The sequence below is a fragment of the Pseudoalteromonas sp. 20-92 genome (genome assembly GCF_030847595.1).
Taxonomy (GTDB): Bacteria; Pseudomonadota; Gammaproteobacteria; order Enterobacterales; family Alteromonadaceae; genus Pseudoalteromonas; species Pseudoalteromonas fuliginea.
Window position 1 is genome coordinate 13,669 of the sequence record NZ_JANJGQ010000020.1, and the last position, 25,138, is coordinate 38,806.

At 38.9% G+C, this 25,138-nt stretch carries 21 protein-coding genes; 18 read left to right on the forward strand and 3 right to left on the reverse strand.

Features of this window, described 5'->3' with window-relative positions; translation table 11 throughout:
• Positions 1-76 precede the first annotated feature (76 nt).
• The 3 genes from NRL14_RS15400 to NRL14_RS15410 are packed head-to-tail and all read left to right on the forward strand — an operon-like array spanning position 77 to position 1,928.
• On the forward strand, positions 77-706 hold the full coding sequence (locus NRL14_RS15400) for a methylthioribulose 1-phosphate dehydratase (RefSeq protein ID WP_008136552.1): 630 nt from the start codon (positions 77-79) through the stop codon (positions 704-706).
• Complete coding sequence (gene mtnC / locus NRL14_RS15405; protein ID WP_008136551.1) at positions 703-1,389, forward strand: acireductone synthase; 687 nt, start codon at positions 703-705, stop codon at positions 1,387-1,389. The genes NRL14_RS15400 and mtnC overlap by 4 nt, the downstream gene beginning before the upstream one ends.
• On the forward strand, positions 1,386-1,928 hold the full coding sequence (locus tag NRL14_RS15410) for an acireductone dioxygenase (RefSeq protein WP_008136549.1): 543 nt from the start codon (positions 1,386-1,388) through the stop codon (positions 1,926-1,928). Before mtnC ends, NRL14_RS15410 begins: the two co-directional genes overlap by 4 nt.
• 63 nt (positions 1,929-1,991) lie before the next feature.
• On the opposite strand, the gene mtnA is transcribed toward NRL14_RS15410, so the two are convergent.
• Entirely contained in the window at positions 1,992-3,017 is a 1,026-nt protein-coding gene (gene mtnA / locus NRL14_RS15415; RefSeq protein WP_096792215.1) for an S-methyl-5-thioribose-1-phosphate isomerase, read from the reverse strand.
• Positions 3,018-3,146: 129 nt separating this feature from the next.
• Here mtnA and mtnK point away from each other — a divergent pair, with 129 nt between their 5' ends.
• Entirely contained in the window at positions 3,147-4,364 is a 1,218-nt protein-coding gene (gene mtnK, locus NRL14_RS15420) for an S-methyl-5-thioribose kinase (RefSeq protein WP_306725061.1), read from the forward strand.
• A 48-nt stretch (positions 4,365-4,412) separates the two neighbouring features.
• On the opposite strand, the gene NRL14_RS15425 is transcribed toward mtnK, so the two are convergent.
• Both NRL14_RS15425 and NRL14_RS15430 read right to left on the reverse strand, forming a co-directional pair.
• Positions 4,413-5,894: an FMN-binding glutamate synthase family protein gene (locus tag NRL14_RS15425; protein ID WP_306725062.1), complete on the reverse strand. Its 1,482-nt coding sequence runs from the start codon at positions 5,892-5,894 to the stop codon at positions 4,413-4,415.
• Between the two features lie 175 nt (positions 5,895-6,069).
• A complete protein-coding gene (locus NRL14_RS15430; RefSeq protein WP_306725063.1) occupies positions 6,070-7,848 on the reverse strand; it encodes a DUF885 family protein in 1,779 nt (592 codons plus the stop codon).
• A 356-nt stretch (positions 7,849-8,204) separates the two neighbouring features.
• On the opposite strand from NRL14_RS15430, the gene NRL14_RS15435 reads away from it, so the two are divergent.
• The 14 genes from NRL14_RS15435 (at position 8,205) to mdoH (ending at position 24,676) form a co-directional block, all read left to right on the forward strand.
• Positions 8,205-9,191, forward strand: coding sequence for a GGDEF domain-containing protein (locus NRL14_RS15435; protein WP_007378027.1), 987 nt, complete (start codon positions 8,205-8,207; stop codon positions 9,189-9,191).
• A gap of 83 nt (positions 9,192-9,274) precedes the next feature.
• A complete protein-coding gene (ubiE, locus tag NRL14_RS15440; RefSeq protein WP_306725064.1) occupies positions 9,275-10,030 on the forward strand; it encodes a bifunctional demethylmenaquinone methyltransferase/2-methoxy-6-polyprenyl-1,4-benzoquinol methylase UbiE in 756 nt (251 codons plus the stop codon).
• Between the two features lie 11 nt (positions 10,031-10,041).
• Positions 10,042-10,716 (forward strand): SCP2 domain-containing protein, encoded by a 675-nt coding sequence (locus tag NRL14_RS15445; protein WP_007378025.1) that lies wholly within the window; start codon positions 10,042-10,044, stop codon positions 10,714-10,716.
• Positions 10,717-10,725: 9 nt separating this feature from the next.
• Positions 10,726-12,327: a ubiquinone biosynthesis regulatory protein kinase UbiB gene (gene ubiB / locus NRL14_RS15450; RefSeq protein WP_007378024.1), complete on the forward strand. Its 1,602-nt coding sequence runs from the start codon at positions 10,726-10,728 to the stop codon at positions 12,325-12,327.
• Positions 12,328-12,407: 80 nt separating this feature from the next.
• Complete coding sequence (gene tatA / locus NRL14_RS15455) at positions 12,408-12,656, forward strand: Sec-independent protein translocase subunit TatA (RefSeq protein WP_306725065.1); 249 nt, start codon at positions 12,408-12,410, stop codon at positions 12,654-12,656.
• A gap of 5 nt (positions 12,657-12,661) precedes the next feature.
• Positions 12,662-12,994 (forward strand): Sec-independent protein translocase protein TatB, encoded by a 333-nt coding sequence (gene tatB / locus NRL14_RS15460; RefSeq protein ID WP_306725066.1) that lies wholly within the window; start codon positions 12,662-12,664, stop codon positions 12,992-12,994.
• A gap of 48 nt (positions 12,995-13,042) precedes the next feature.
• On the forward strand, positions 13,043-13,783 hold the full coding sequence (gene tatC / locus NRL14_RS15465; protein ID WP_007378021.1) for a twin-arginine translocase subunit TatC: 741 nt from the start codon (positions 13,043-13,045) through the stop codon (positions 13,781-13,783).
• Position 13,784: 1 nt separating this feature from the next.
• Complete coding sequence (locus NRL14_RS15470; protein ID WP_306725067.1) at positions 13,785-14,303, forward strand: hypothetical protein; 519 nt, start codon at positions 13,785-13,787, stop codon at positions 14,301-14,303.
• Positions 14,303-15,088, forward strand: coding sequence for a TatD family hydrolase (locus NRL14_RS15475; protein ID WP_306725068.1), 786 nt, complete (start codon positions 14,303-14,305; stop codon positions 15,086-15,088). Before NRL14_RS15470 ends, NRL14_RS15475 begins: the two co-directional genes overlap by 1 nt.
• Positions 15,088-16,941 (forward strand): diguanylate cyclase, encoded by a 1,854-nt coding sequence (locus tag NRL14_RS15480; RefSeq protein WP_306725069.1) that lies wholly within the window; start codon positions 15,088-15,090, stop codon positions 16,939-16,941. The genes NRL14_RS15475 and NRL14_RS15480 overlap by 1 nt, the downstream gene beginning before the upstream one ends.
• A gap of 12 nt (positions 16,942-16,953) precedes the next feature.
• Positions 16,954-17,964 (forward strand): porphobilinogen synthase, encoded by a 1,011-nt coding sequence (gene hemB, locus NRL14_RS15485; protein ID WP_007378017.1) that lies wholly within the window; start codon positions 16,954-16,956, stop codon positions 17,962-17,964.
• Positions 17,965-18,092: 128 nt separating this feature from the next.
• Positions 18,093-20,816: an ExeM/NucH family extracellular endonuclease gene (locus tag NRL14_RS15490; protein ID WP_306725070.1), complete on the forward strand. Its 2,724-nt coding sequence runs from the start codon at positions 18,093-18,095 to the stop codon at positions 20,814-20,816.
• Positions 20,817-21,123: 307 nt separating this feature from the next.
• The gene (locus NRL14_RS15495) at positions 21,124-22,743 is read left to right on the forward strand and encodes a glucan biosynthesis protein G (protein ID WP_007378015.1); all 1,620 of its coding nucleotides are present in this window, start codon (positions 21,124-21,126) and stop codon (positions 22,741-22,743) included.
• On the forward strand, positions 22,715-24,676 hold the full coding sequence (gene mdoH, locus NRL14_RS15500; RefSeq protein ID WP_306725071.1) for a glucans biosynthesis glucosyltransferase MdoH: 1,962 nt from the start codon (positions 22,715-22,717) through the stop codon (positions 24,674-24,676). The genes NRL14_RS15495 and mdoH overlap by 29 nt, the downstream gene beginning before the upstream one ends.
• Positions 24,677-25,138: the final 462 nt, after the last annotated feature.

Sequence of the window (25,138 nt, forward strand, 5' to 3'; positions counted from 1 at the left end):
GCGATGCTATCATTGCTTAAAACAGAAGTATAGCCGTCTAAAAACAATTAACTTTACGCTCATTAGTGAGGAATGTATGCAAAACAATACCGCTATTTCACAACTTATTGAAGCCGGAAAATGGGTTAGCCAAAAAGGCTGGGTACCCGCAACAGGCGGAAACTTTTCAGCTCGTACTAGCACTGGCTTTGTTGTTACAGCAAGTGGGCACGATAAAGGCTCACTGACGCAAGCGCATTTTTTGCAATTAGATCACCAAGGCGAGCGCCTAGCAGGAGCTGTAAAACCATCGGCAGAAACACAATTACACCTAAGTTTGTATCAGCTTATACCTGATGCACAGTGTGTTTTACATACTCACTCTGTAGCCGCTACCGTACTGTCGCAAATTACCCAAGAGCATCAGCTTGATTTAACAGGCTATGAAATGCAAAAAGCACTGAGCGGCTTTACTTCGCACTTAGAAACGCTGAGCATTCCTATTTTCGATAACGATCAAGATATTGACCGATTAAGCCTGCTGGTCAGTGACCATCATTTACATACGCCTATAGAGCACGGCGTACTGATACGTGGTCATGGTTTATATGCAGTAGGACGTAATATTGATGAAGTTCGTCGCCACTTAGAAGCCTTAGAGTTTTTATTTAGCTGCGAACTAGAGCGCCTAAAAATAATAGGCATTCAAGCGGGAGTAACTAAATGATTAAAGCCATTTTAACCGATATCGAAGGCACAATAACCCGTATCTCGTTTGTTAAAGAGGTGTTGTTTCCTTACGCAGCAAAACAGTTACCTACCTTTGTACGTGCCAATGCTAATAAGCCCGATGTAGCTGAGCAAATTAGTGCCGTAAAAGCCCTTATCGAAAAGCCAAACGCCGATATAGAAGAAGTCATTAGCGCCTTACTTATCTGGATTGATGAAGATAAAAAAATCACTCCACTTAAGCAGTTACAAGGCTTAATTTGGCAAACAGGGTATGAACACGGCGATTTTAAGGGTCATTTATACCCAGATGCATTTGATTTTTTACAAGCTCAACACAACAACGATATTACTTTGTATGTGTACTCATCTGGTTCGGTAAAAGCGCAGCTGTTGCTTTTTAAATACAGTGATTATGGCGACATTCGCAGCTTTTTTTCTGACTTTTTTGACACCAAAGTTGGCGCAAAGCAAGAACGAACTGCCTATAACACCATTGTTGAACTGTTACCGTTTCAGGCAGAAGAAATACTCTTTTTAAGTGATGTAACCGGTGAGCTTGACGCCGCGCAGGCTGTGGGTTTAAAAACACTACATTTAATTCGTGATGGGCAAGCAAGCACTAAAGCACACCCTTATATTAATGACTTTAGTCAATTTAAATTGGAGCAATTAGTATGAGCCAATTAACGGTGTATGCCGACAACAATGCAAACAAGGCACTTGTGAGCACATCAAATGCTGATGATATTACAAAGCAGCTAGCTAAAGTAAACGTACGTTTTGAACAGTGGCAAGCAAATGCAGATATTAATCAGCACACCACCCATGAGCAAATTATTAGTGCGTACAAAAGCGATATAGATCGGTTAAAAACTGAAAATGGCTATCAAACAGTAGATGTTATATCTCTAGCTAAAGGTAACCCTGGCGCATCAGAGCTGCGCAAAAAATTTTTATTTGAACATACTCATAGTGAAGACGAAGTACGTTTTTTTGTAAAAGGCCAAGGGCTATTTTGCCTGCATTTAGGCAATAAGGTTTATCAGGTACTTTGCCAACAAGGCGATTTAATTTCAGTGCCTGAACTTACCCCGCATTGGTTTGATATGGGAAGCGATCCTGAGTTTACTGCCATTCGCTTATTTAACAATACAGAGGGCTGGGTAGCAAAAAGCACTGACTCGTCTATTGCAGAGCAATTTCCACTATTATCGTAAGTTGGTCATTCAAAACCTTGGTCCACACTAATAAACATAGCGTGGACCAAAAATACCGCGAAGTTACTTAAGCTTTATGAGACCGCCATTTTCTACCTGACTTTGGTTATAAACCCCCGTGTCTAACACCCACCCTGTAACCAGTTTTGCCGGTGTTATATCAAATGCAGGGTTATATACATTGGCATTAGTGGGTGCCCACAAAGCCTCACCAAAGCTACCGCTAACTCCGCGCACTTCTTGAGGATTACGTTGCTCTATTTCTATATCATCACCACACGCGGTGTTGGTATCAAGCGTAGTAATAGGCGCAACTACATAAAATGGAATGTTATGAAAATACGCAAGTACGGCTAAATTATAGGTACCCACTTTATTAGCAAAATCACCATTGGCGGCAATACGATCAGCCCCTACCACTATTTTATCTACCTTACCTGCAGCCATTAAACTTGCCGCCATATTATCGCAAATTAATGTGTAAGGTATTTTCCAGCGCTCAAGCTCAAAGGCAGTTAAGCGACCGCCTTGTAATAATGGTCGTGTTTCATCAACCCACACATGTACGTTGCCATATTTTTGCTGCGCTTTGTAAATAACACCCAGTGCAGTACCAATACCAGCGGTTGCAAGCGCCCCTGTATTACAATGAGTTAATATGTTGTCGCCACTACTTATAAGCTCGGCGCCACGGCTTGCCATTCGTTCACACAGCTCAATATCTTCAATAAACAACCGCTCAGCAGTACTAACAATACCGGCAACATAATCGCTTTGCGTTAAAGCTTTTCGCAATGCCGCCATACAATGCATTAAATTAACCGCCGTTGGACGAGTGGCTTCTAGTTCATTGATTGCTTTTTCAAGCTCACTTTTCACTACCCCTTGCCCAGCTAAATACGCCACTAACAAGCTCGCGCCTAAACCAATAAGTGGAGCTCCACGCACTTTTAAGTTAATGATCAGCTCTTTCATGGTTTCTACATCATGGCACTGATGCCATACCTGCTGGTGAGGTAGTAAATATTGGTCGAGCACACTAAGCGACCCGTTTTCATATTTTAAACTGCTTGCGATTAAATTTTGCATAATGCTTAAGGTATTAAAAATGCGTAACGTTATTTTACACCACTTTGAATAACTCTCAAGTTAGACTTGTAGACATCTAAACATTTAAAGGTATAGAATGCTTAAAAGCTGATTTTTGAGATTAAAACCATGACTAACTATGTTGCTTTTACCGCACAGCGCGCTATCGATTACGTATCGACATTAATTGAATCTAAACAATGTAATTTTTTTGATTCCGGACAGACCTTATCTGCGTATGAGTTTGGTGATGGCAATCTTAATTTAGTGTTTAGAATTACTGATGAGCAAAACAATAGTGTTATTTTAAAGCAAGCTCTGCCTTACGCGCGTTGCGTGGGTGAGTCGTGGCCATTAACACTTGATAGAGCCCGTATAGAAGCACAAGTTTTACTTAACCATGGTGCTATTTGCCCTACTTATACTGCTAATGTTTTACATTATAGTGAAATACAAGCCCTGACTATTTTAGAAGATTTAGGTAATTTACAAATATTGCGTACTGCACAAAATAATGCAGAGCAATTTCCTAAATTGGCACAGCATGTAGCTACCTACTTAAGCCACACCGGCTTTTATAATTCAGATTTTTACTTAACCGCGCAAACTAAAAAAGCGCTCGTTAGCCAATTTACTAATCCTGAGCTTTGCCAAATCACTGAAGACTTATTTTTTAGCGACCCGTACATTGGGCACGAACGTAATAACTACCCAGATCAACTACAAAGCGAAGTTGATGCAATACAAAAAAACAGCGCATTAAAGTTAGAAATAGCAAAATTAAAAGCTAATTTTTTATCTAACCCGCAAACATTACTTCATGGTGATATGCATAGCGGCAGTATTTTTGTTGATTGTAATAATACAAAGATGATTGACCCAGAGTTTGGTTTTTTTGGTCCTGTTGGGTTCGATATTGGCTCTTTTATTGGTAATTTACTTTTAAATTACTGCGCACAATACGGGCATATTGAAGATTTTGTGGCTCGTCGTAATTACCAAACACATTTACTTAGCTGTATCGTAGACACCTATAGTTTATTTGAGCAACAATGGCTTGAATTAATACGCACTAAAACAACAGATGAATCACTAGCGCCAGTAGGCTATGCGCAATACTTTATGAAAAACGTATTGCAAGATGCTGTTGGTTGCTGTGGTGCTGAGTTAATTAGGCGTACTATTGGGCTTGCGCACGTAAGCGATATAGATAGTATTAGTGATGACAATGCGCGCCTTACAGTGCAAAAACAAACATTAGCACTAGGCGAGCAACTTATTTTAAATGCACAAACATGCAACAACAAAGAAGCATTCTTTAGTTTATTAATAAGCCAATTAAACTAACAAACATTAAAAAGGCGCTATTAGCGCCTTTTTTAGTTAGTTAAAAACTTACTTGTAGTTTTCGTAAATTTTATCAAGCGGTTCCGAAAGCCCACTTTCTTGCACTATACGTACATGCTCACGTTTTAATTCGCGTGCACTAGTCACACCACAAGAATGAGCTATTAGCCCAGCGCCATAATGAATGTATTTATTATAGTTAGCTACTCGCTGCGCTTTATCAGCTACATTTAAGCCGCGTTGCAAACGCTCGTTATGCGTAGTGATACCCGTCGGACAAGTATCTTTATTACATTGCATTGCTTGAATACAGCCCAGTGCAAACATATGACCACGAGCCGATACAACAAAATCAGCACCGAGCGCCAATGCCCAAGCAACCTTTGAAGGAACAATTAATTTACCAGAAGCGATTATTTTAATACGATCTCGAAGCCCATGTTTTTCAAGCATATTAACTACAAGCGGTAAACTTTCGCGCAGTGGTAAACCCACCGAATCCATAAGCGGTTGCGGTGCTGCGCCCGTACCACCATCAGCACTATCTATGGTAATAAAGTCAGGTGCAGACTCGATACCACGGTGGTTTATTTCAGCGAACAACGTTTCTAACCATCCGTATGCACCAATAACAGCTTTAAACCCTGTAGGCTTACCTGTCGCGTTACGTACAGTGGCAATCATATCAAGAATATCGGCTGGATTTTTAATTTCAGGGTGACCATTGGGGCTAATCGAATCTTGCCCTTCTGGTATACCCCTAATTTTAGCTATTTCGGCATTAACTTTGCGCCCTGGAAGCATTCCACCCTTGCCAGGTTTAGCGCCTTGGCTCATTTTTAGTTCAAACATTTTTACTTGTTCGTGAGCCGCTATTTCTTTTAGCTTTTCAGTACTTAAATTTCCATGCTCGTCTCGTGCACCATATTTAGCGGTACCAATTTGAAAAACAATATCAGCCCCACCTTCTAAGTGATAAGGGCTTAATCCCCCTTCACCGGTGTTCATCCAACAACCTGCTAACTTAGCTCCTTTTGATAAAGCACGTACAGCGGGTTTTGATAACGCACCAAAGCTCATACCTGATACATTAAATAGCGAGTTAGTGGTGTAAGGTGTTTTACAGTATGGACCCAAAGTAACATTACTCGGGTCGAGTGCTTCTTCATCTAAAGTAGGAAACGCACAGTTCATAAACATAACTGTACCCGTTACTTCTAAGCTTTGGGTTGAACCAAATGCAGCGGTGCGATCGACATCTTTTGCTGCGCGGTAAACCCAACTGCGCTCAGCGCGGTTAAATGGCATTTCTTCTCGATCGAGGGCAAAAAAGTATTGTCTGAAAAATTCACCTTGGCGTTCAAAAAAATATCGAAAGCGGCCAATTACTGGGTAGTTACGCCTAATAGCATGTTTTGTTTGTGTTATATCGCGAAAGTAAAAAATAATAACAGTAAGCACAATTAACCCAAGTGCGATAATAAAAATACTCGCAAATACGTCAATACTAAACATAATGAAATTGCTCATCTAAGGCCCCTTGATGGCTATATTTTTAAATAATATCTATTGCGTAGTATGTGAATATTTTGACGATTGGAGTCGCTAAAATAAACTACACTACTAGCTCTGTGGTATAAAAAAGGTGTTGTGGTCAAAATGACACAACACCTTTGTTTGTTCAAGGTTTATAAGCCCTACAAAGCTAATTTTGCTGCTTACTTAACTCATTTTTTATATATAGACGTACCTGTGTTTCTAATACTGACAAGGGCACTGAACCATGGCGAAGAACCTGATGATGAAATTCGCGAATATCAAAATTTGGTCCAAGCGCTTGCTCTGCCTCAGCGCGTAAACGTTTAATAGTTAACTCACCAATTTTGTATGACAGTGCCTGTGCTGGCCACGATATATAACGATCGGTTTCCGTTTTAACATTATGCAGCGAAAGCGCGGTGTTTTCGCTCATAAAGTTCATAGCCCGATCTCTACTCCAGCCATACATGTGCATTCCCGTATCAACAACTAAACGTGCTGCTCGCCACATTTCATAAGTTAAGCGACCAAAACGGCTATATGGGTCTTGATAAAAGCCAGCTTCTAAGCCTAAGTATTCAGAGTAAAGCCCCCAACCTTCGCCAAATGCCGAAAGGTAAGCATCACGACGATAACTCGGTAGATTTTCAAGCTCGGCATTAAGTGATATTTGTAAATGATGTCCTGGCACTGCTTCGTGCAGAGTCAACGCTTCTAAAACATAGAGAGGGCGCTTATCTAATGCGTAAGTATTCACCCAATAATAACCTGCTTCATCATCTCGATTAGAGCCAGAATAACGGCCTGTTGTGTATTTAGGAGCTATATTGGCTGGTACGGGGGCTACGCCATAAGGTTTACGTGGCAAGGTATGAAATAGCTTAGGCAGCTGTGCATCCATTTTTTTAGCTATATAAGATGCTTCTTTTAAAAGCTGCTCTGGTGTTGTGGCGTAAAATTGTGGATCCGTACGTAAAAAGTGAATAAATTCGGCGAATGTGCCTTTAAAACCTACTTCAGCTATTACGTCCTCCATTTCACTGCGAATTCGAGCGACCTCTTTTAATCCAAGTTCATGAATCTCTTTAGGCGTCATGTCGGTAGTAGTGTAATACTTAGCTCTGTTTTTATAAAATGCCTCGCCATTAGGTGTATCTGATATACCAATGCTTGTGCGTGCACTAGGTCGATACTGCTGCGTAAAAAACACTAAATAATTTTTATAAGACTGTATAACATCTTCTTTTATAATGTTTTTAGCTTTTTGTTGTAGTGCCTTAAATTCACTATCGCTCAAACCAGCAGTATTAGTTAAAAAAGGTTTATAAAACTCAGATGTAGTTATATCGTCAACAATGTAAGCATTAATTGAATCTTCGTAACCCTCTAGCACAGCTTTAGGTTGAGTAAGGCCCGTTTCTATCCCTTTTTTCATCCAATGTATGTTTTGTTCAAAAAACCGTGGAACTTGCGCCAAACGTGCAAGGTATGTATCGAAATCTTGCTGATTTTTATATTGAGAGCTATTGACGATATATGATAATCCAGAGTGAAAACCATACTCTGATGTAAGCGGCATATAATGCGCATTGAATATATACTCATCAACGCTGTTTTGTACTTGTGCTCGAATAATGCTGAAGTTTATTTGATTTTCATCACTTAATTTATCAATGCTGACGGTATCTAACTCGGCAAGTAACTGTGTTTTATTCTTATATTCTTGCGCTAAAAATTCGGGCGATAGATTTGGTAACAAGTAACCTTTAACCCCTTTTGCATTGCTATAAGGATTAATGCTTTGTCTGTAATCAACAATGCTTTTGGCTGTCTGCGTAAACTGTTGATCTGCATTTTGCGTTGTTATTTGACATGCACTTAATGAGCATAAAAACATGAAACCAAGTAAAGAATGGCGCATTGGCCGCTGTAAAAAATGATTCATTGTAATTTAACTTGACGATGTAATAGATATCACAAAGCTATCGTAGGCTAAATAAATAGCAAGTAAATGAGACCAATCAACGCTTATAAACCTTACTAAAACTAAGTGTATTTCGAGAGTAAAGTATATCAACAGAAGTAAAAACAAGCTTAATTGATGAGAAAAGCAGCTATTGAGTTGTTAAAATGAAAATTTAAGTTCCGTAACTCTTTTTTTACTTTTAAATAACCGCCATAACGATTACTGTAGTAAAAAATAATAAAAGCTCGGATGCATAACCGCCTCACGGAATGAGATATTTCAATTAACTCTTATGCGTACTCAGTTGGTATTTAAAAATGATGTTCCATGATTCCATGGCAATTGCACAAGAAAAAATGACTAAAGTGTGTGTGTTTTTAGAGCGTTATGCGCTGCCGCCAACCCCGCTTAATTTTCAAGTGATTTATACCTATATTAGCCAAGCCAATATAAACCTTAAAAATGCACTAGAACGTGCGATTGCAACAGAAGAAAATATAGACAGTGTTTTAATTGAACAATTATATTTTCAATTTTTAAATGAAGGGCACACAACTCAAGTCTCGATGATTCAAAATGTTGACGGTATTATCGGGTCACTTTCTCGAAATGCTCAAGCAACAGAAAAACAAATTATCCGCTTTGCTGATCAAGTAAATGAATGTGTGCATACGCTTGATGAAAACAGTATAGAACAAAGCCGTAAAGCCCTTAAAATCCTCAATACACAAACCGTAGAGTTACTAGAGCAGCATAAACAATTTAAGAAAGAACTTAGCAAAGCTAAAAAGTTACACGAAAAAACGCAAAAGCAATTAACTCAGCTCCGAAAGCAGCATATAGTAGATAGCCAAACGGGCCTTTATAAACGTCATTATTTAACTCAACAAACCCAAGTTTGGACAAATCAAGAAAAATCCATTTGTGCCATTGCTGTTCAAATAGATAACCTTGATCACTTTGTTGATAATTATGGTGATATTCTTGGTGAAGTTATTTTGAATAAAGTCGCTAAGCAAGTACAAAAGTATGTATTCCAAAGCGGTTTACCTGGACGGACTGCTAAAGACCAATTTACTATATTACTCGCCGACATTGATCCTGAAACGGCAACTTTAATAGCCGAAAAAGTACGTAATGGGGTAGAAAAGTTGCGATTTGTTAGCTCAAAAAGTGGCACAAAACTACCCGCTATAAACTTATCATTAGGGATTGCACAGCATCAGCAACAAGATGATTTTAATCAACTTGCTAAAAAAGCCTCAAATGCAGCTTTTAAAGCTCGATCTCTTGGGCAAAGTTGTTTTATTGCTGGGCATTAAATCACCTGATAAATCATATTCAAATTGCACCTGCAGTACACAATAAAGTACACTAGTGCTTATTGCCACGATAGAGATTAATCATGAACGAAACACCGCAAAAGACCACGCATTTTGGCTATAAAACGGTAGCTGAAAACGACAAAGCCTCAATGGTTGCAGACGTATTTCACTCAGTTGCAGCAAAATACGATGTAATGAATGATTTAATGTCTTTTGGTGTACACCGCTTATGGAAACGTCAAACTATTGCCAGTTCTGGTGTTCGCAAAGGCCATCATGTACTTGATTTAGCTGGTGGCACTGGTGATTTGACGGCTAAATTTAGTCAATTAGTCGGTGAAACAGGTCAAGTTGTTTTAGGCGATATTAACTCCTCAATGCTCAAAGTGGGCCGTGAGAAGCTGCATAACTTGGGCCTTGTTGGTAACATTGACTACGTACAAATGAACGCCGAAATGCTGCCATTTCCAGATAATAGCTTTGATGTGATCACTATTGCTTTTGGTTTACGTAATGTAACCGATAAAGACAAAGCACTTCGTTCTATGTACCGTATTTTAAAGCCAGGTGGTCGCTTACTAGTGCTAGAATTTTCCAAGCCTGAGCATGAAGCACTAAGTAAAGCTTACGATTTTTATTCATTTAATTTATTACCAACAATGGGCAAACTAGTTGCTAACGACAGCGAGTCGTACAAATATTTAGCCGAATCGATTCGTATGCATCCAGATCAAGATACCCTTAAAGCAATGATGGATGACGCTGGCTTTGAACAAACAACTTATCAAAACCTAACAGGTGGTATTGTTGCACTTCACCGTGGTTTTAAATACTAAGGCAGAGTGATATGGCGCTTGAACAAGTAACTGAAAAAAATAATGATAGGTCAACCACATCTACTTTTTTCATGTTGCCTAACTTTGTACTTTCGCTTATCGAGCATGTACTTAATCAAGCACTTAAACTCGACCCAAAGCTTTCAAAAAAACTAAATGAAGTTAAAGAGCTGCGTTTAGTTGTTGAAGTAAGAGATTGGCAACAAACAATCCAACTCGTTTTTGCTGATAAAAAACTACATTTATATACCGCACAAAGCAGTGATAACGCTGATTGCATGATAAGCGCCGATATAGATACGCTTATTGCGCTAAAAAATCCAGCGATGCTTACCCAGCTAATACGCCAAGATAAACTCGACCTGCAAGGTGATTTGAATATTGCCCAAACTTACAGTAACGCATTTTCGAGTTTAGATATTGATTGGCCAGAACAACTATCAAAGCATATTGGCGATGGCCCGGCCCAGCAACTTTATTTACACTTAACCTCGCTCAAGCAGCAAAGCAGTAAAGTAAAAAAGCAGTTAGCCACTACACTTACTAGTTTATGTCAGGATGAGCTTGCTATAACTATTCATCCCTTAGAGCTTGAGCAATTCAAACAACAAAACCGAGTAATTAAAAGCCAAGTTGCTGCTATTGAGCAGCGTATAAACGCCTTATTAAACATCGTAACCCGCTAAGGATTTTTTGTGTCGACTGCACGATTGTATTACATCACTAAAACACTACTTAGCTACGGGTTAGATGAGTTAGTCCCTAAGCATAAAACGCCCTGGTTTGCCAAAATAATGCGTGGAAGCTTTTTTTGGCTACGCAATCAGCATAAAGAAAAATCAGTAGGGTTGCGTTTACGTCTTGCATTACAAGAGCTTGGTCCTGTATGGATTAAGTTTGGCCAAATGCTCTCCACCCGTCGCGATTTACTACCACACGATATAGCCCTAGAGCTCGCGTTTTTACAAGATCAGGTACAACCTTTTGAAGGTGAACTTGCACAAGAAATCATTGAAAAAGCACTCGAAATTAATGATATAAGTGAATTATTTAGTGAGTTTTCACAAGCACCGCTGGCCTCGGCATCTATAGCGCAAGTCCACACAGCAAAACTTATTGATGAGCACAACATTGAGCAAGATGTTGTAATAAAAGTTATTCGTCCAAATATTCATGAACAGATTAATGCTGACTTAGCGTTAATGGAGAAGCTCGCTAAAGTACTTGCCAAAGTACATAACGAGTCAAAACGCCTGCGCCCTGTAGAAGTTGTTAAAGAGTATAAAAAAACACTCCTTGATGAACTCGACTTAATGCGAGAAGGCGCTAATGGCATTCAGCTTAAGCGTAACTTTGAAGATTCTGATTCTCTTTATATCCCTGCAGTTTATAGCGATTATAGCCGCCATAATATATTAGTGATGGAGCGTATTTACGGCATACCTGTCTCTGATACTGATGCACTATTAGCACAAAATACAAATATGAAATTACTTGCTGAACGCGGTGTAGAGGTGTTTTTTACACAAGTATTTAGAGACAGTTTTTTTCATGCTGATATGCATCCTGGCAATATATTTGTCTCTCGCGAACATCCTGAAAACCCAAAATACATTGGTATAGATTGTGGTATTGTTGGTACGCTTAATAAAGAAGATAAACGCTATTTAGCTGAAAATTTCATTGCCTTTTTTAATCGTGATTATCGTCAAGTTGCCCAGCTACATGTTGATTCAGGTTGGGTGCCACCCGATACCAGCATTGAAGAATTTGAATTTGCGATTCGTACAGTGTGTGAGCCTATATTTAACAAGCCACTTGCTGAAATTTCATTTGGTCATGTGCTTGTTAATTTATTTAATACCGCACGCCGCTTTAATATGCAGGTACAACCTCAACTCGTACTACTACAAAAAACTTTATTGTATGTTGAAGGGTTAGGCAGACAGCTTTACCCGCAACTGGATTTATGGAAAACAGCTAAACCCTTTTTAGAAGACTGGGTAAAACAACAAGTCGGCCCATTATCTGTATTGAAACAAATGTATGCTAATTTACCTTTTTGGGCAGAAAAAATGCCCGAGCTACCGGATTTAATTTATCAAAATTTAAAGCGAACTCCTCGCACTCAAGTACAAATACAAAAGGTATCTCAAAAACCTTTAATCTTGGGCTTGTTTGGTAGTGCGACAATAATCATGTCAGCTCTTTGTTATTTACAGCACGATTTAATTGCTGCCAGCATCGCTATTAGCTGCTCTGCTGTTAGCTTTATAACTGCATGGCGCAGCGCATAAACTAAGTGCTATTTGCGTTATTGAGCGTATAATTAGTATTTAAAATATACATTTAATCATTTTATAGACTGGAGATAACCATGGGTTTTGGTGGTATTAGTATTTGGCAATTATTGATTGTACTAGCAATCATCGTTCTTCTTTTTGGTACTAAAAAGTTACGTGGAATGGGTGGGGACTTAGGCGGTGCTGTTAAAGGCTTTAAAAAAGCCATGTCTGATGAAAAAAGTACAGAACAAGACACTACCGAGCAAATCCAAAAATCAGAAAATGCAGTTCCAAACGATCCAGCTAACGCTGAAAAAACCAAAGATAATAATAAGGTTTAATTAGCATGGGAATGTGGGAGCTTGTTATTGTTCTTATTGTTGGTTTAGTGGTTTTAGGCCCTGAACGCTTGCCTGTGGCTATAAGAACAGTGAGCCGCTGGATTAAAACAGCCAAGTCGCTAGCTAATTTAGTTAAAGCCGAAGTCAGCGAAGAGCTACGCGTACATGAGCTGCATGAAAACCTTAAAAAAGCAGAGCAACAAAACTTAAAAGACTTAAGCCCTGAACTGCAAAACTCGTTGAGCGAGCTACAACAAGCAGCTCAATCAGTTACCCACAGCTATAAAAAACAACCGCCAAAGACAGAAAACAACCAACATATTGATGAAAAAAAGTGAAATTAATTTCCTTTTCAATGGTCAACTTACTAAATGGTATAAATAATAATGGTTGAGCAAGTAAAATCGGGGTTTGTGGCTCACTTAATTGAGTTACGAGATCGACTTATAAAAGCACTATTGAGCATTTTCGTTATTTTTATTGCCATAGTGTATTTTGCAAATGACATTTACGCTTTTGTTGCACAGCCGCTAGTCTCACATTTGCCAAGCACTGCAACTATGATTGCAACTGATGTGACAGCACCTTTTTTCGCCCCTTTTAAACTGACTTTATTTGTCGCTTTATTTGCATCTATTCCATGGATATTACATCAAATTTGGGGGTTTATCGCACCAGGGTTATATCAGCACGAAAAGAAAATGCTCATGCCTATTCTCGCCTCTAGCATAATACTGTTTTATGGTGGTATAGCCTTTTGTTACTTTGTAGTACTGCCAATTATTTTAGGCTTTTTTACAAGCGCAGGTCCTGAGATGATGACTCTTGCGCCCGACATAAGTAGTTATTTAGGATTTGTATTAAAATTATTTTTTGCTTTTGGTGTCGCGTTTGAAATTCCAGTTGCCATTATGCTGCTATGCTGGAGTGGCGCAACAACGACAACAAGCTTAAAAGAAAAACGCCCTTATATCGTGGTAGGTGTTTTTGTAGTCGCGATGTTTTTAACACCGCCCGACGTATTATCACAAACATTACTAGCGTTTCCGATGCTGCTTTTGTTTGAACTAGGCTTAATTTTAGCGAAATTTTATACCGCTAAACCACAACAAGAATCTGAGGAATAAAATGAAAAAACAACTACTCTCACTATTGGTTTTATTAAGCGCACCCACATTTGCTGCGCAAACAGAAATTAACACTCAAGCATTACAAGCATGTAGCTTTATTGAAAACGACTTTAACCGTTTACTATGTTACGACAATACTATTGCGGGTAAATCGCTGACCAAGCCATCAGTTGCAAAAGTTTTAGCACCGCCAACAACAAATACTAACGTGCCAATACCTGCTCCAACACAGAAAGCGTCATCAGTTGCAAGTGCCGATGATTTTGGTTTAGAGCATAAAGAGATATACAAAGAAAAAGATACTGAAATTAAAGCTACAATTACTTCAATAGAGAAAGCAGCTTATGGTGAGCTCATTATTAATTTAGATAATGATCAACAATGGCGTCAAATTGGCTCTGATAGTATGCGCTTAAAAGAAAGTGATACGGTTGTTATAACTCGTGGTGTTTTTAACTCATTTTTATTAAAAAAAGCGAATCAAAATCGCTCTATTCGCGTTAAGCGCACTAAGTAATGTCGTATACCTTAATTGATGCTGGTGTTAATTTAACTAACCATCAGTTTGATGAACAGCATCAAGAGATTATTAACCGCGCCAATAGTGCAGGCGTTAACAACATGCTTATTATTGGCTGTGACATAGCAGGGAGTGAACAATCTCTTGAGCTGGCTATAAAGTATCAGCAATACTCTACAGCCGGCATACACCCCCATGATGCAAAATCAGTCACCAGCGAATTAGAGACTCAATTAAAACACCTTGCAAAGCACGATGAGGTGGTTGCTATTGGCGAATGTGGGCTTGACTATAATCGCGATTTTTCACCTCGAGATATTCAGCGCAGCGTCTTCAGGCGCCAGCTTGCTGTAGCCGAAGATTTAAATTTACCTGTTTACCTACACGAACGTGATGCCAATGAAGATATGCTTAAAATACTTAATGAATTCAAAGTACGCGGTATACTTCACTGCTTTACCGGTAATGCTAGCTCGTTAAAAAGTTATCTAGATTTGGGGCTTTACATTGGTATTACTGGCTGGGTATGCGATGAAAGACGTGGGAAAGAGTTACAACAATTAGTCCCTCACATTCCTTTAGAACGCTTGCTACTCGAAACTGATTCACCTTTTTTAATTCCGCGCTCGATTAAGCCTAAACCCAAATCACGTAAAAATGAACCCGCATTGCTTCCACATATTTGCCAAACTGTCGCTCAACTGTATAAAATTGAAGCTGAGACTGTAGCAACTCAAACTACAAAAAACTTTAATCACATTTTTGCTCTAGAGACACGTTAATGATAGTTGCAAAAGTTTTATTTAGCCTACTTACCCTAGTATGTGTATTTAACGCTTCTGCAAATCCCATTGTAATAAGCCAAAATTTTAAATCCCAAAATATCATAAATTTAAACTATTCTTTTGAACCAACTTCGCTTTTAGAAGCTCGAAATAGTAATTTGAAAAATTGGCATTCACTTAAAAATAGCTCATTAAACTTAGGGTTAGAACAACGACCAGTATGGCTTACATTTACAATAAAAAACACACTCAACAGTGAAGTTGAGCCACTACTTTCAATAGATAATCCTCTCTTAAATAAAGTTCAAGTTTTTCATTTACACAATTCTGAGCTGCTTTCACAAACACAAATAGGCGACGCCTTTGTGCTTTCTCAGCGCCTAATAAAAAGCGAATCTTTATTAGTTAAATTAACATTGCCTGCAAACACAACAACAACTGTGATCCTCAAAGTTACGGATAGTGCGGGGTTACGAGTACCTTTAACTTTGTGGCAGCAAGATAGTTATTTAGCTTACAAAGGTAAACTAAATTTAATATATGGTTTGCTCATTGGTTTTGTATTTTCGTTAGCCTTTAGCTGTCTTGTTTTATATGGGTTCTCACGCAAGCTCTATTTTGCTTGTGCTGGTATGATAACGTTGACGTTAGGTTTATTACTCTCCTATTTGTGTGGATTTGGCTTGCGTTTTTTTCATCCAAACCTAACGGGTATTCAGCAACTAATGAGCTCTATGTTACTGATGCTTATTACCTTGTTGTTTTTACCTTTACAGCAACTCATTTGCCAACCTAAACGCTCTACGCTGTTAAAGGTACAAACGATAATAACCAGCCTATTTGCCATTTCATTACTATGTGTTTGGCTGCTACCTAACTTAATCGTTACTTTATTTAGCCTTGTAACTATTCCTATTATTTTGTGCTTTTATATTATCACTACACTTATATGTACTCGTAGTGACCCATCCAAACAAAATAAAGGCCTTTTACTGACTTTAATCTTCTTCCTTATAGTTATAGCCTACTTTATTGCTACAGCAATGGGCTGGTATTCCCTTGGTCAGAATAGTTTAGTTATTGTCTTTATTTGCTTTTTTAGCTGTATTTTTTGTTTGTGCTATACCGTAATGGAAAAGTTTATTTTGCAACGCGACCAACAAATAGTTACGCAGCAAACCTTGATTGCTAAAAATACGGCGCAAGATACACTCTTAAACGAACGTCTAGCGTTACAAGAAAAAGCTCGCCAAGAGTTAGAAGCGCTTGTCGACGAACGAACCTTTGAACTACAAGTAACCTTAAGAGAGCTTGAAGAGAAAAATAGAGAGCTTGAGCAACTTAATACTGAAGATGCTTTAACCGGTATAAAAAACCGTCGCTTTTTTGATAAGAAATTAATAATGGAGCTTCGCCGTTCTCGCCGAGAGCAAACGCCATTAAGTATTATTATGCTTGATATAGACCGCTTCAAAACAATTAATGATACGTATGGTCATTTAACTGGCGATCAGGTTATTAGAGCGGTGTCAGATATTATAAAAAATAATCTAAAGCGTCCACTTGATGAAGTTGCACGCTACGGTGGCGAAGAATTTGTAGTGCTGCTTCCAAATACACCAAATGAAGGCGCGTTAGATATTGCAGAACAAATACGCGAAACAATTGCGCAAAGTACTGTAATTGTTGCTGGCACTGACATTAAATTTACAATTAGTGCTGGTGTTTACACTAGCGTCGCAGATGATCTTAACACCCCCGAAATATTTACCGAGCACGCTGATAAAGCCCTCTATTACGCTAAACAGCACGGTCGTAATCAAGTAATTAATTTTCCAATTCCACAGTAGGAGTATTCTAATATGGCCCAATCAGGACTAGACCTTTTTCCGTATACTCGTATGCGCAGAATGCGTAGAAGCGATTTTTCTCGTCGTCTAATGGCTGAAAACCAACTTAGCGTAAACGATTTAATCTACCCCGTTTTCGTACTTGAAGGTAAAAATCGTCGTGAAGCGATTGAATCAATGCCCGGCATTGAACGTTTATCAATAGATTTATTGCTTATTGAGGCAAAAGAGCTCGTTGAGCTCGGCGTGCCAGCCATTGCAATCTTTCCGGTAACGCCTACAGATAAAAAGTCATTATTCGCCGAAGAAGCTTACAATGAAGATGGTTTAGTGCAGCGAACTGTTCGCGCTTTAAAAGAAGCTTACCCTGAACTCGGTGTAATTACTGATGGTGCACTTGACCCATTCACTACACATGGGCAAGACGGCATCATTGATGACTCAGGTTACGTCATCAATGATGTAACAACTGAAATATTGGTTAAACAAGCACTTTCTCATGCACAAGCTGGAGCCGATGTTATCGCTCCTTCAGATATGATGGATGGCCGTATTGGCGCAATTCGTGAAGCGCTTGAAGCGGATGGCTTTATCCATACTCGCATTATGGCTTATTCAGCTAAGTATGCCTCTAGCTATTATGGTCCTTTCAGAGATGCAATAGGTTCTGCAGGGAACTTAAAAGGCGCTGACAAAAAGACCTACCAGATGGATCCTGCAAACTCTGACGAAGCAATACGTGAAGTTGCATTAGACTTACAAGAAGGCGCTGATATGGTTATGGTTAAACCTGGTATGCCTTATTTAGATATTGTACGTCGCGTAAAAGATGAATTTGGCGTGCCAACTTTCGCCTATCAAGTTAGCGGCGAATACGCTATGCACAAAGCCGCAATCGATAATGGCTGGCTGAACGAGGAAGCAACAATAATGGAATCTCTCTTGGCATTTAAGCGAGCTGGTGCTGATGGTATTCTGACTTATTTCGCTAAACAAGCTGCACAATACTTAAAAAGTAAATAATGTAATACAATAGTCACAATTTCGCTATTTTTGCTTTCATTTTATTTACTTATTGTATTTTATTTGTAATAAATTTTCCTTAAACTAAGTGTCCCATTTGGGACACAATACACGGGAAAAAAATAATAATGTTTAAAACAAAAATAACGCCACTAGCGCTTGTTATAGCAAGCCTTAGTGCACCAGCCTCCGCTAATCTTATCATTTCGGAATATGTAGAAGGTAGTAGCAACAATAAAGCAATTGAGCTTTATAATAACTCGACTGATTCGTTATCACTTGCTGGCTATAAATTAAATTTATATGTGAACGGTAAAACAACGATACAATCTACGCTCGACTTATCAGCTACTTTACCTGCCAACGGAACATATGTAATCGTAAACCCAAGTTCAAATGATGAGCTAAAAGGTAAAGCTGATTTAGAGCATAGTGTTACAAGCTTTAACGGTGATGATGCATTAGTTCTAATTCAAGGCGACACTGTCATTGATAGTTTTGGTCAATTTGGTACGGATCCGGGCTCTTATTGGTCTGAAGGTGGCGTACAAACACAAAATAAAACACTTCGTCGCAACGATAGCGTCCTCGTTGGCCGTACCTCGCCAAGCGCTCCTTTTGACCCAAGCGAAGAATGGGTGCAATTTGACCAAGATGATTTTTCTGGTTTAGGCGTATTTGGTAGTGACTCCGCTCCAGTACCAGAACCTGAGCCACTAGATCCATTAGTATGTGGTGCAGATAAAACATTGATTAGCGCTATTCAAGGCGATGGTGCAGCAAGCCCTCTTGTGGGTAGTGTTGTTGAACTTGAAGGCGTTGTAACAGCAGACTTCCAAGGCGACGATGAATTAAAAGGCTTTTTTATAAGCTCACTTGCTGCAGATATAGACGCTAATCCACTGACTTCTGAAGGCCTGTTTGTTTACTTTGCAGATACTGACGTAAGTGTAGGCGACCATGTACGTGTGCAAGGTACTGTTGAAGAATATTTTGATGCAACACAAATCGGCAGCGTAAGCCAAGTAGCTGTTTGTGATACTGGCTTAGCTTCAGCCGCTACAAAAATAACTTTACCTTTAGCTGATGCAACTTATTTAGAATCGTTTGAAGGTATGCTAGTAACGCTAGAACAGCCATTAGTTGTTACCAATAACTTTGGCCTTGGTCGATATGGTGAAGTTGAAGTCGCGACTGAGCGCTTGTATCAAGGTACGCAAGTTGCGTTACCTGGTGATACTGCTAACGCAGTTGAAGCCGAAAACTTAACTAAGAAAATATTAATCGATGATGGCTCAACTGTTCAAAATCTAGATCCTACAGCCTATCCAACTCCTGGTTTATCAGCAGAAAATACATTACGTACTGGTGATACAGTAAATACAGTGACTGGTGCACTTGCTTATAGCTTTAGCCTTTACCGAATTCACCCAACTGTAGCGCCTCAATTTATTGCAACAAATGCACGTAAAGACGCACCTGAACTTAATGCTGAGGCAGATTTACGTGTAGCAAGCTTCAACGTACTTAATTACTTTAATGGTGATGGCCAAGGTGAAGGGTTCCCTACGAGTCGCGGTGCAGATTCTGAAGCTGAATTTATTCGTCAAGAAGCCAAAATTGTAAGTGCCATTAGCGCAATGCAAGCTGATGTTGTTGGTTTGATGGAAATCGAAAATGATGGTTTTGGTGAATTTAGCGCTATTGCTAGCTTAGTTAATGCATTAAACGAAGCTGATGCAGCTAACCAGTATGCATTTGTTGACTTTGGTCTTGATCAAATCGGTACAGATGCAATCACGACTGCGTTAATTTATCGTGCTAATAAGGTAGAAGAAGTCGGTACTGCCGCTATTACTACTGATGCACCATTTGATTTTAGTAATCGTACTCCTATCGCACAAAGCTTTAAATCTTTAGCAACTGATGAAGTATTTACTGTAGCCGTAGCGCACTTAAAATCTAAAGGTGGTTGTGGTAGTGCAAGCGGCGCGAACGAAGATCAAAATGATGGCCAAGCTTGTTGGAATGAAATACGTACACAAGGTGCTAATGCATTCGCAGATTGGCTTGATAGCAAACCAACGGGTGTTGACGACGAAGATACTATTCTAGTTGGCGACATGAATGCTTACGCAATGGAAGATCCAATACGTGCGTTTGCTGATAAAGGATATAAAAATGTAGTCGCAGAGCTTGATGGCAATACTCTTGCTTACTCTTATAGCTTCTCTGGCCGTGCTGGTAGCCTTGACCATGCAGTAGCTAGTGCATCATTACTTAGCAAGGTAGTATCAGCTAAAGATTGGCATATTAATGCTGATGAACCAATTTCGCTTGATTACAATGTTGAATTTAAAAGTGATGCTCAACAATCAAGTTTATATTCTCAAAGCGCATACCGCGCCTCAGATCATGATCCTGTAATTGTTGATATAAAATCTGAAATTACGCTAACACCAGAAGAGCAAACACCCGTTATTACAGCGAATCAAACGTTTGCTATTGATGAAAATAGTGCGATTGGGACAGTAATTGGTACGCTTGATTTTAGTGACCCTAATGCAGATGAGTCACCAGTTGTTAAATTTATTGTATCAGGAAACAGCAGTGTTTCTATTAACAACCAGGGACAACTTATTGTAGCCGGTGAGTTAGATTACGAGTTTGAAAACCGCATTACCTTATCTGTTCAAGCACAAGATAGTGCTGGTAACGTATCTAAAGCTGAAAATGTAGCTATTAAAGTTAATAACCTACGTTCAGATGACGATAACGATGCAGGTTCATTATTTTGGTTAACACTTCTTTTAGCGCCGCTATCAATCGTGCGTAGATTTAAAAAGAAATAACTAATTTAGATACCCTTAAAAAGCCGCAATCGCGGCTTTTTTTATTTTTATACAAATGTAATTCAGACAAGCTTCAGTAAACACCTCGTAATATCGCCTTATTATATAAATCACCCTCAACTAACTAACCAAGTAAGAAGCAACTACATAGCCGTGGGTGTTTTTTACACGAAGAGTGGTCGAGATCTTTTATGCCTCTTACTTAGCTTTTTGATTTTTAATGTATTTATTTAGGTTTAAAAATTGCTTAAGTAAATAACTTAGTCTCAACCCTAAAAATAAGTCGTGTTTTTATAAAGGAATGAAAATGAAACAATTTACCCATCGATTATCAACATGGCAAAAGAGCTCAAAGCCACTCTTGGGTCTACTTATTATATTTTCGGCTTGGGGTAACAGCAATCAAGCATTTGCAGCTACAACAGAAGCAGCCATTCCACAAAGTAGTTTATTTGACGTTATAAGCGCGCGTGCTAAAAAACTAGCAAGTGAAGAATATATAGCTCCAAAAAACATTGAACTCGATGCTCTCAATAATATTGATTATCAAGATTATCGCTCTATCCGCTTCAAACAAGACAAGTCAGTGTGGAAAGACGAAGGTCTTTACGAGCTACAGCTATTCCACCCCGGTTTTTTATATAAAACACCCGTTACAATTAATACTGTTAATAGTGACTCAAAACGCACCCGCCTCCCATTTAGTACTGACTTTTATCAGTACGATGGCACTGCTGCTCCTCTAAAAGAAGAAATTACTAAAAGCATTGCCAATACTCAGCTTGGTCACGCTGGCTTTCGATTACATTACCCACTAAATACCAATGAGTACAAAGATGAAGTAATGGTATTTCAAGGTGCATCTTATTTTCGTATTGTTGGCCCAAAGCAAGTTTACGGATTGTCTGCTCGCGGTTTAGCGATTGATACTGCAGAAGCTTCAGGCGAAGAATTCCCAATGTTTAAAGAGTTTTGGTTAGTTAAGCCAAAACTAGATCAAACTAATATTGTTATGTTTGCACTACTTGATAGCCCATCAGTGTCGGGGGCATATAGGTTCGATGTAGACCCAACCACAAATACGGCTGTAAAAGTAAATATGCAAATATTTGCACGTAAAGACGTTAAAAAACTAGGTATTGCCCCCTTAACGAGTATGTTTTATCACGGTGAAAACAGTACTAAATTTTTTGATGACTACCGCCCTGAAGTACACGATTCAGACGGTTTATTAACACAATCGCAAGATAATAAATGGGTGTGGCGCCCACTTAACAATCCCGCGCAACTAAGCGTCACTTCTTTTACATACGAGAACCCAAAAGGTTTTGGTTTAGCGCAACGCGATCGTGATTTTAATAACTACTTTGATACAGAAGCTCATTACCACGACCGCCCTAGCCTATGGATCGAACCAGAAGGTGAATGGGGTAATGGTCGAGTTGAGCTAGTAGAGATACCAACTGACACAGAAACTAATGACAATATAGTAAGTTATTGGGTACCTGAAAAACCCTTCAAAGCGGGAGATTCATTAAAACTAAGCTATAAAATGACGACTTTTAATGCCCATTTAAACCAACATGAAAAAGCACGCGTGGTGCGTACTAGAATTGGCAGTGCAGCACTACCAGGTGAAGACAATCCTCCACCAAAAAGTCACCGTCAATTTACTGTCGACTTTTCAGGACCAGAGCTTAACCAGCTCTCTAAAAAGCTAGATTTAAAGGCTGATATACAGCTAACAACAGGTGAAGTGAGTGATGTAACAATACAAAAGCTACCTGATACATATGGATGGCGTGTGGCCTTTAAAATCGCCCCACAAGACGGAAAACCAGTAGATATGCGTTTATCGCTAAAACTACGTGAAAAAGAAATTAGTGAGGTATGGAGCTATGTTTGGTATCCAAATGACATCAAGTAAGCAAAACAAGGGAACGTCAATGCCTTTCAAAACAGTTCGTGTATGGCTGTTTGCTATTGCAGCTCTTGGCATATCAGGTTACGGCATATCTATTATGTTTGAAATTTTAAATTCAAACGGTATGACCTTACTTGAATATGCATTACTCGCCCTATTTTCAATTACGTTTGCGTGGATTGTTACTGCATTTTGTAGCGGTACAATTGGTTTCTTACTGCAACTACTGCGCATCGATCCACTAACTTTAAAGCGTATTAAGCCAATCTCTTTCGACAGCCAAGCACTTGCTAAGCAAAAAACAGCGGTTGTTATGCCAATCTATAACGAAGATACTCATCGTGTTATCGCAGGCTTTGAAGTAAGCCTAGAATCACTAAAAGAAACAGGGCAACTAGATCACTTTGACTTTTATTTACTTAGCGATACCCAAGACCCACAAATAGCCAAAAACGAGTTAAGTGCATGGCATGCATTGTGTGAGCGATTAGGCAGTACAGCTAAACACGTTTTTTACCGTCGCCGCGAAGATAATAAACACCGCAAGGTAGGCAACCTAACTGATTTTTGTGAACGTTGGGGCAGCCAGTACGACCATATGATTGTACTTGATGCTGATAGCGTAATGACCGGAAAGTGCATGCTAGAGCTTACTACAAGCATGCTAAACAACCCGCAAGCAGGCCTTATTCAAACAATTCCTATTCCCGTTCGTCAAGATACTTTTTTTGGCCGCTTTTTACAGTTTGCATCCGTACTTTACAGCCCAATGCTAGCGACTGGTTCTGCTTTTTGGCAAACCGATAAAGCAAACTATTGGGGCCACAACGCAATCATTAGAGTTGAGGCGTTTATTACCTGTTGTGGTTTACCAACACTTAAAGGTAATGCCCCATTTGGTGGTGAAATACTAAGTCATGACTTTGTAGAAGCCTCTTTGTTACACAGTGCTAATTGGGACGTATTGCTACTATCAGACATTGAAGGGAGTTATGAAGAAGTTCCAAGTAACATTTTAGATTATGCTGTACGCGACAGACGTTGGGTACAAGGGAATATCCAACACCTTGGTTTACTGTCCTCATCAAAATTAAAGTTAATGAGTAAGTTTCATTTTTTACTGGGAGCAACGGCCTATATTTCATCGCTAATTTGGCTATCAATGCTCGCACTAAGTACGATTGATGCCGTAACACGTGCGCTTAATAGCGATGTTTACTTTAATCGCGCGTACCAGTTATTTCCGACGTGGCAAATTGCCAAAACCGAACTGATTGATTCACTACTTTACTTAACAATCATAATTTTACTACTACCTAAATTAATGGGTGTTATTGTTACATTAGTGCACAGAAACAAACGCTTTGGTGGTTCGATTAAGCTGATACTAGGCTCAATCATTGAAACCGTATTTGCTATTATTGTTGCACCATTAATGATGGTATTTCATGCTTACTTTGTTATATGCGTATTTTTAGGTAAAAAAGTAAAGTGGGATGCACAGCCTCGTGAAGGTCGAATGGTTCCTTGGAGGGAAGCGTTTGGTTATACGCTATTTTCAACTATCGTCGCTATTGCATGGGGCAGCACAGCGTATTACTTTACCCCTGTATTCTTTTGGTGGTTGTCGCCAATACTATTAGGCTTAATACTCGCAGCACCTATAGTCCGTTACTCAAGTAGCATTAAGCTAGGCGTGTTCCTTAGAGAGCTAGGTATATTTATTTGCCCTAGTGAAGTAGATAACGATGCTACTTTAGAAGCGCTTAAGGTTCATCTCAAAAAGATTTCTGTACCTCAAGAAGGTCAATATCCAACAACTATTCCAACACTGCCAAAAGAGCATGTGGTTACAATGCCCATTCAAAGCTTTAATAAGCCACACAAGCTAAAGATGAAAGCGATAAAAGCTAAAGCGATAAAAAAGTTTAATTAGCGCTAAATAAAAGAGCCGTTAAAAACCAAAAAAGGAGCAATAAGTTGCTCCTTTTTTATTGTCTAATAAATATTTTTCCGTATTAAAATAGTTAACCTGAGCTCTGGTTAAGAGATTTACCAACGTTTTGAATTATAGTGATATTTAAATTTATTTTCTCTAGCCAAAGATTTTCAGTGAAAACAAGGCGAATTTACGCGTCAATCGCTGGCCTATTACAAGTAAATTCAACGCAGTAAGCGCTGAAAATAGCTGCTTGAGATAGATTTATTATCCAGAGTTCAGGTTATACCAATCTGTTTATATATGGGGCCTATTTAACGTTAAGAAAATCACGCTAGAACTAGGCAAAATTTTTGTATCTAGTGTTCTAAATAGAAAATTTTTAACGACGTTATAGTGCAATTTAATTCGTTAAATTGATCAAAGATTTATGCAGGTTGGTATTATTTAAGATCTCCC

Bases quoted from the DNA above. Each gene is read 5' to 3' on its own strand.
- NRL14_RS15400 (WP_008136552.1), top strand. From the start codon at position 77: ATGCAAAACAATACCGCTATTTCACAACTTATTGAAGCCGGAAAATGG.
- mtnC (WP_008136551.1), top strand. From the start codon at position 703: ATGATTAAAGCCATTTTAACCGATATCGAAGGCACAATAACCCGTATC.
- NRL14_RS15410 (WP_008136549.1), top strand. From the start codon at position 1,386: ATGAGCCAATTAACGGTGTATGCCGACAACAATGCAAACAAGGCACTT.
- mtnA (WP_096792215.1), bottom strand. From the start codon at position 3,017: ATGCAAAATTTAATCGCAAGCAGTTTAAAATATGAAAACGGGTCGCTT.
- mtnK (WP_306725061.1), top strand. From the start codon at position 3,147: ATGACTAACTATGTTGCTTTTACCGCACAGCGCGCTATCGATTACGTA.
- NRL14_RS15425 (WP_306725062.1), bottom strand. From the start codon at position 5,894: ATGAGCAATTTCATTATGTTTAGTATTGACGTATTTGCGAGTATTTTT.
- NRL14_RS15430 (WP_306725063.1), bottom strand. From the start codon at position 7,848: ATGAATCATTTTTTACAGCGGCCAATGCGCCATTCTTTACTTGGTTTC.
- NRL14_RS15435 (WP_007378027.1), top strand. From the start codon at position 8,205: ATGGCAATTGCACAAGAAAAAATGACTAAAGTGTGTGTGTTTTTAGAG.
- ubiE (WP_306725064.1), top strand. From the start codon at position 9,275: ATGAACGAAACACCGCAAAAGACCACGCATTTTGGCTATAAAACGGTA.
- NRL14_RS15445 (WP_007378025.1), top strand. From the start codon at position 10,042: ATGGCGCTTGAACAAGTAACTGAAAAAAATAATGATAGGTCAACCACA.
- tatA (WP_306725065.1), top strand. From the start codon at position 12,408: ATGGGTTTTGGTGGTATTAGTATTTGGCAATTATTGATTGTACTAGCA.
- tatB (WP_306725066.1), top strand. From the start codon at position 12,662: ATGGGAATGTGGGAGCTTGTTATTGTTCTTATTGTTGGTTTAGTGGTT.
- tatC (WP_007378021.1), top strand. From the start codon at position 13,043: ATGGTTGAGCAAGTAAAATCGGGGTTTGTGGCTCACTTAATTGAGTTA.
- NRL14_RS15470 (WP_306725067.1), top strand. From the start codon at position 13,785: ATGAAAAAACAACTACTCTCACTATTGGTTTTATTAAGCGCACCCACA.
- NRL14_RS15475 (WP_306725068.1), top strand. From the start codon at position 14,303: ATGTCGTATACCTTAATTGATGCTGGTGTTAATTTAACTAACCATCAG.
- NRL14_RS15480 (WP_306725069.1), top strand. From the start codon at position 15,088: ATGATAGTTGCAAAAGTTTTATTTAGCCTACTTACCCTAGTATGTGTA.
- hemB (WP_007378017.1), top strand. From the start codon at position 16,954: ATGGCCCAATCAGGACTAGACCTTTTTCCGTATACTCGTATGCGCAGA.
- NRL14_RS15490 (WP_306725070.1), top strand. From the start codon at position 18,093: ATGTTTAAAACAAAAATAACGCCACTAGCGCTTGTTATAGCAAGCCTT.
- NRL14_RS15495 (WP_007378015.1), top strand. From the start codon at position 21,124: ATGAAACAATTTACCCATCGATTATCAACATGGCAAAAGAGCTCAAAG.
- mdoH (WP_306725071.1), top strand. From the start codon at position 22,715: ATGTTTGGTATCCAAATGACATCAAGTAAGCAAAACAAGGGAACGTCA.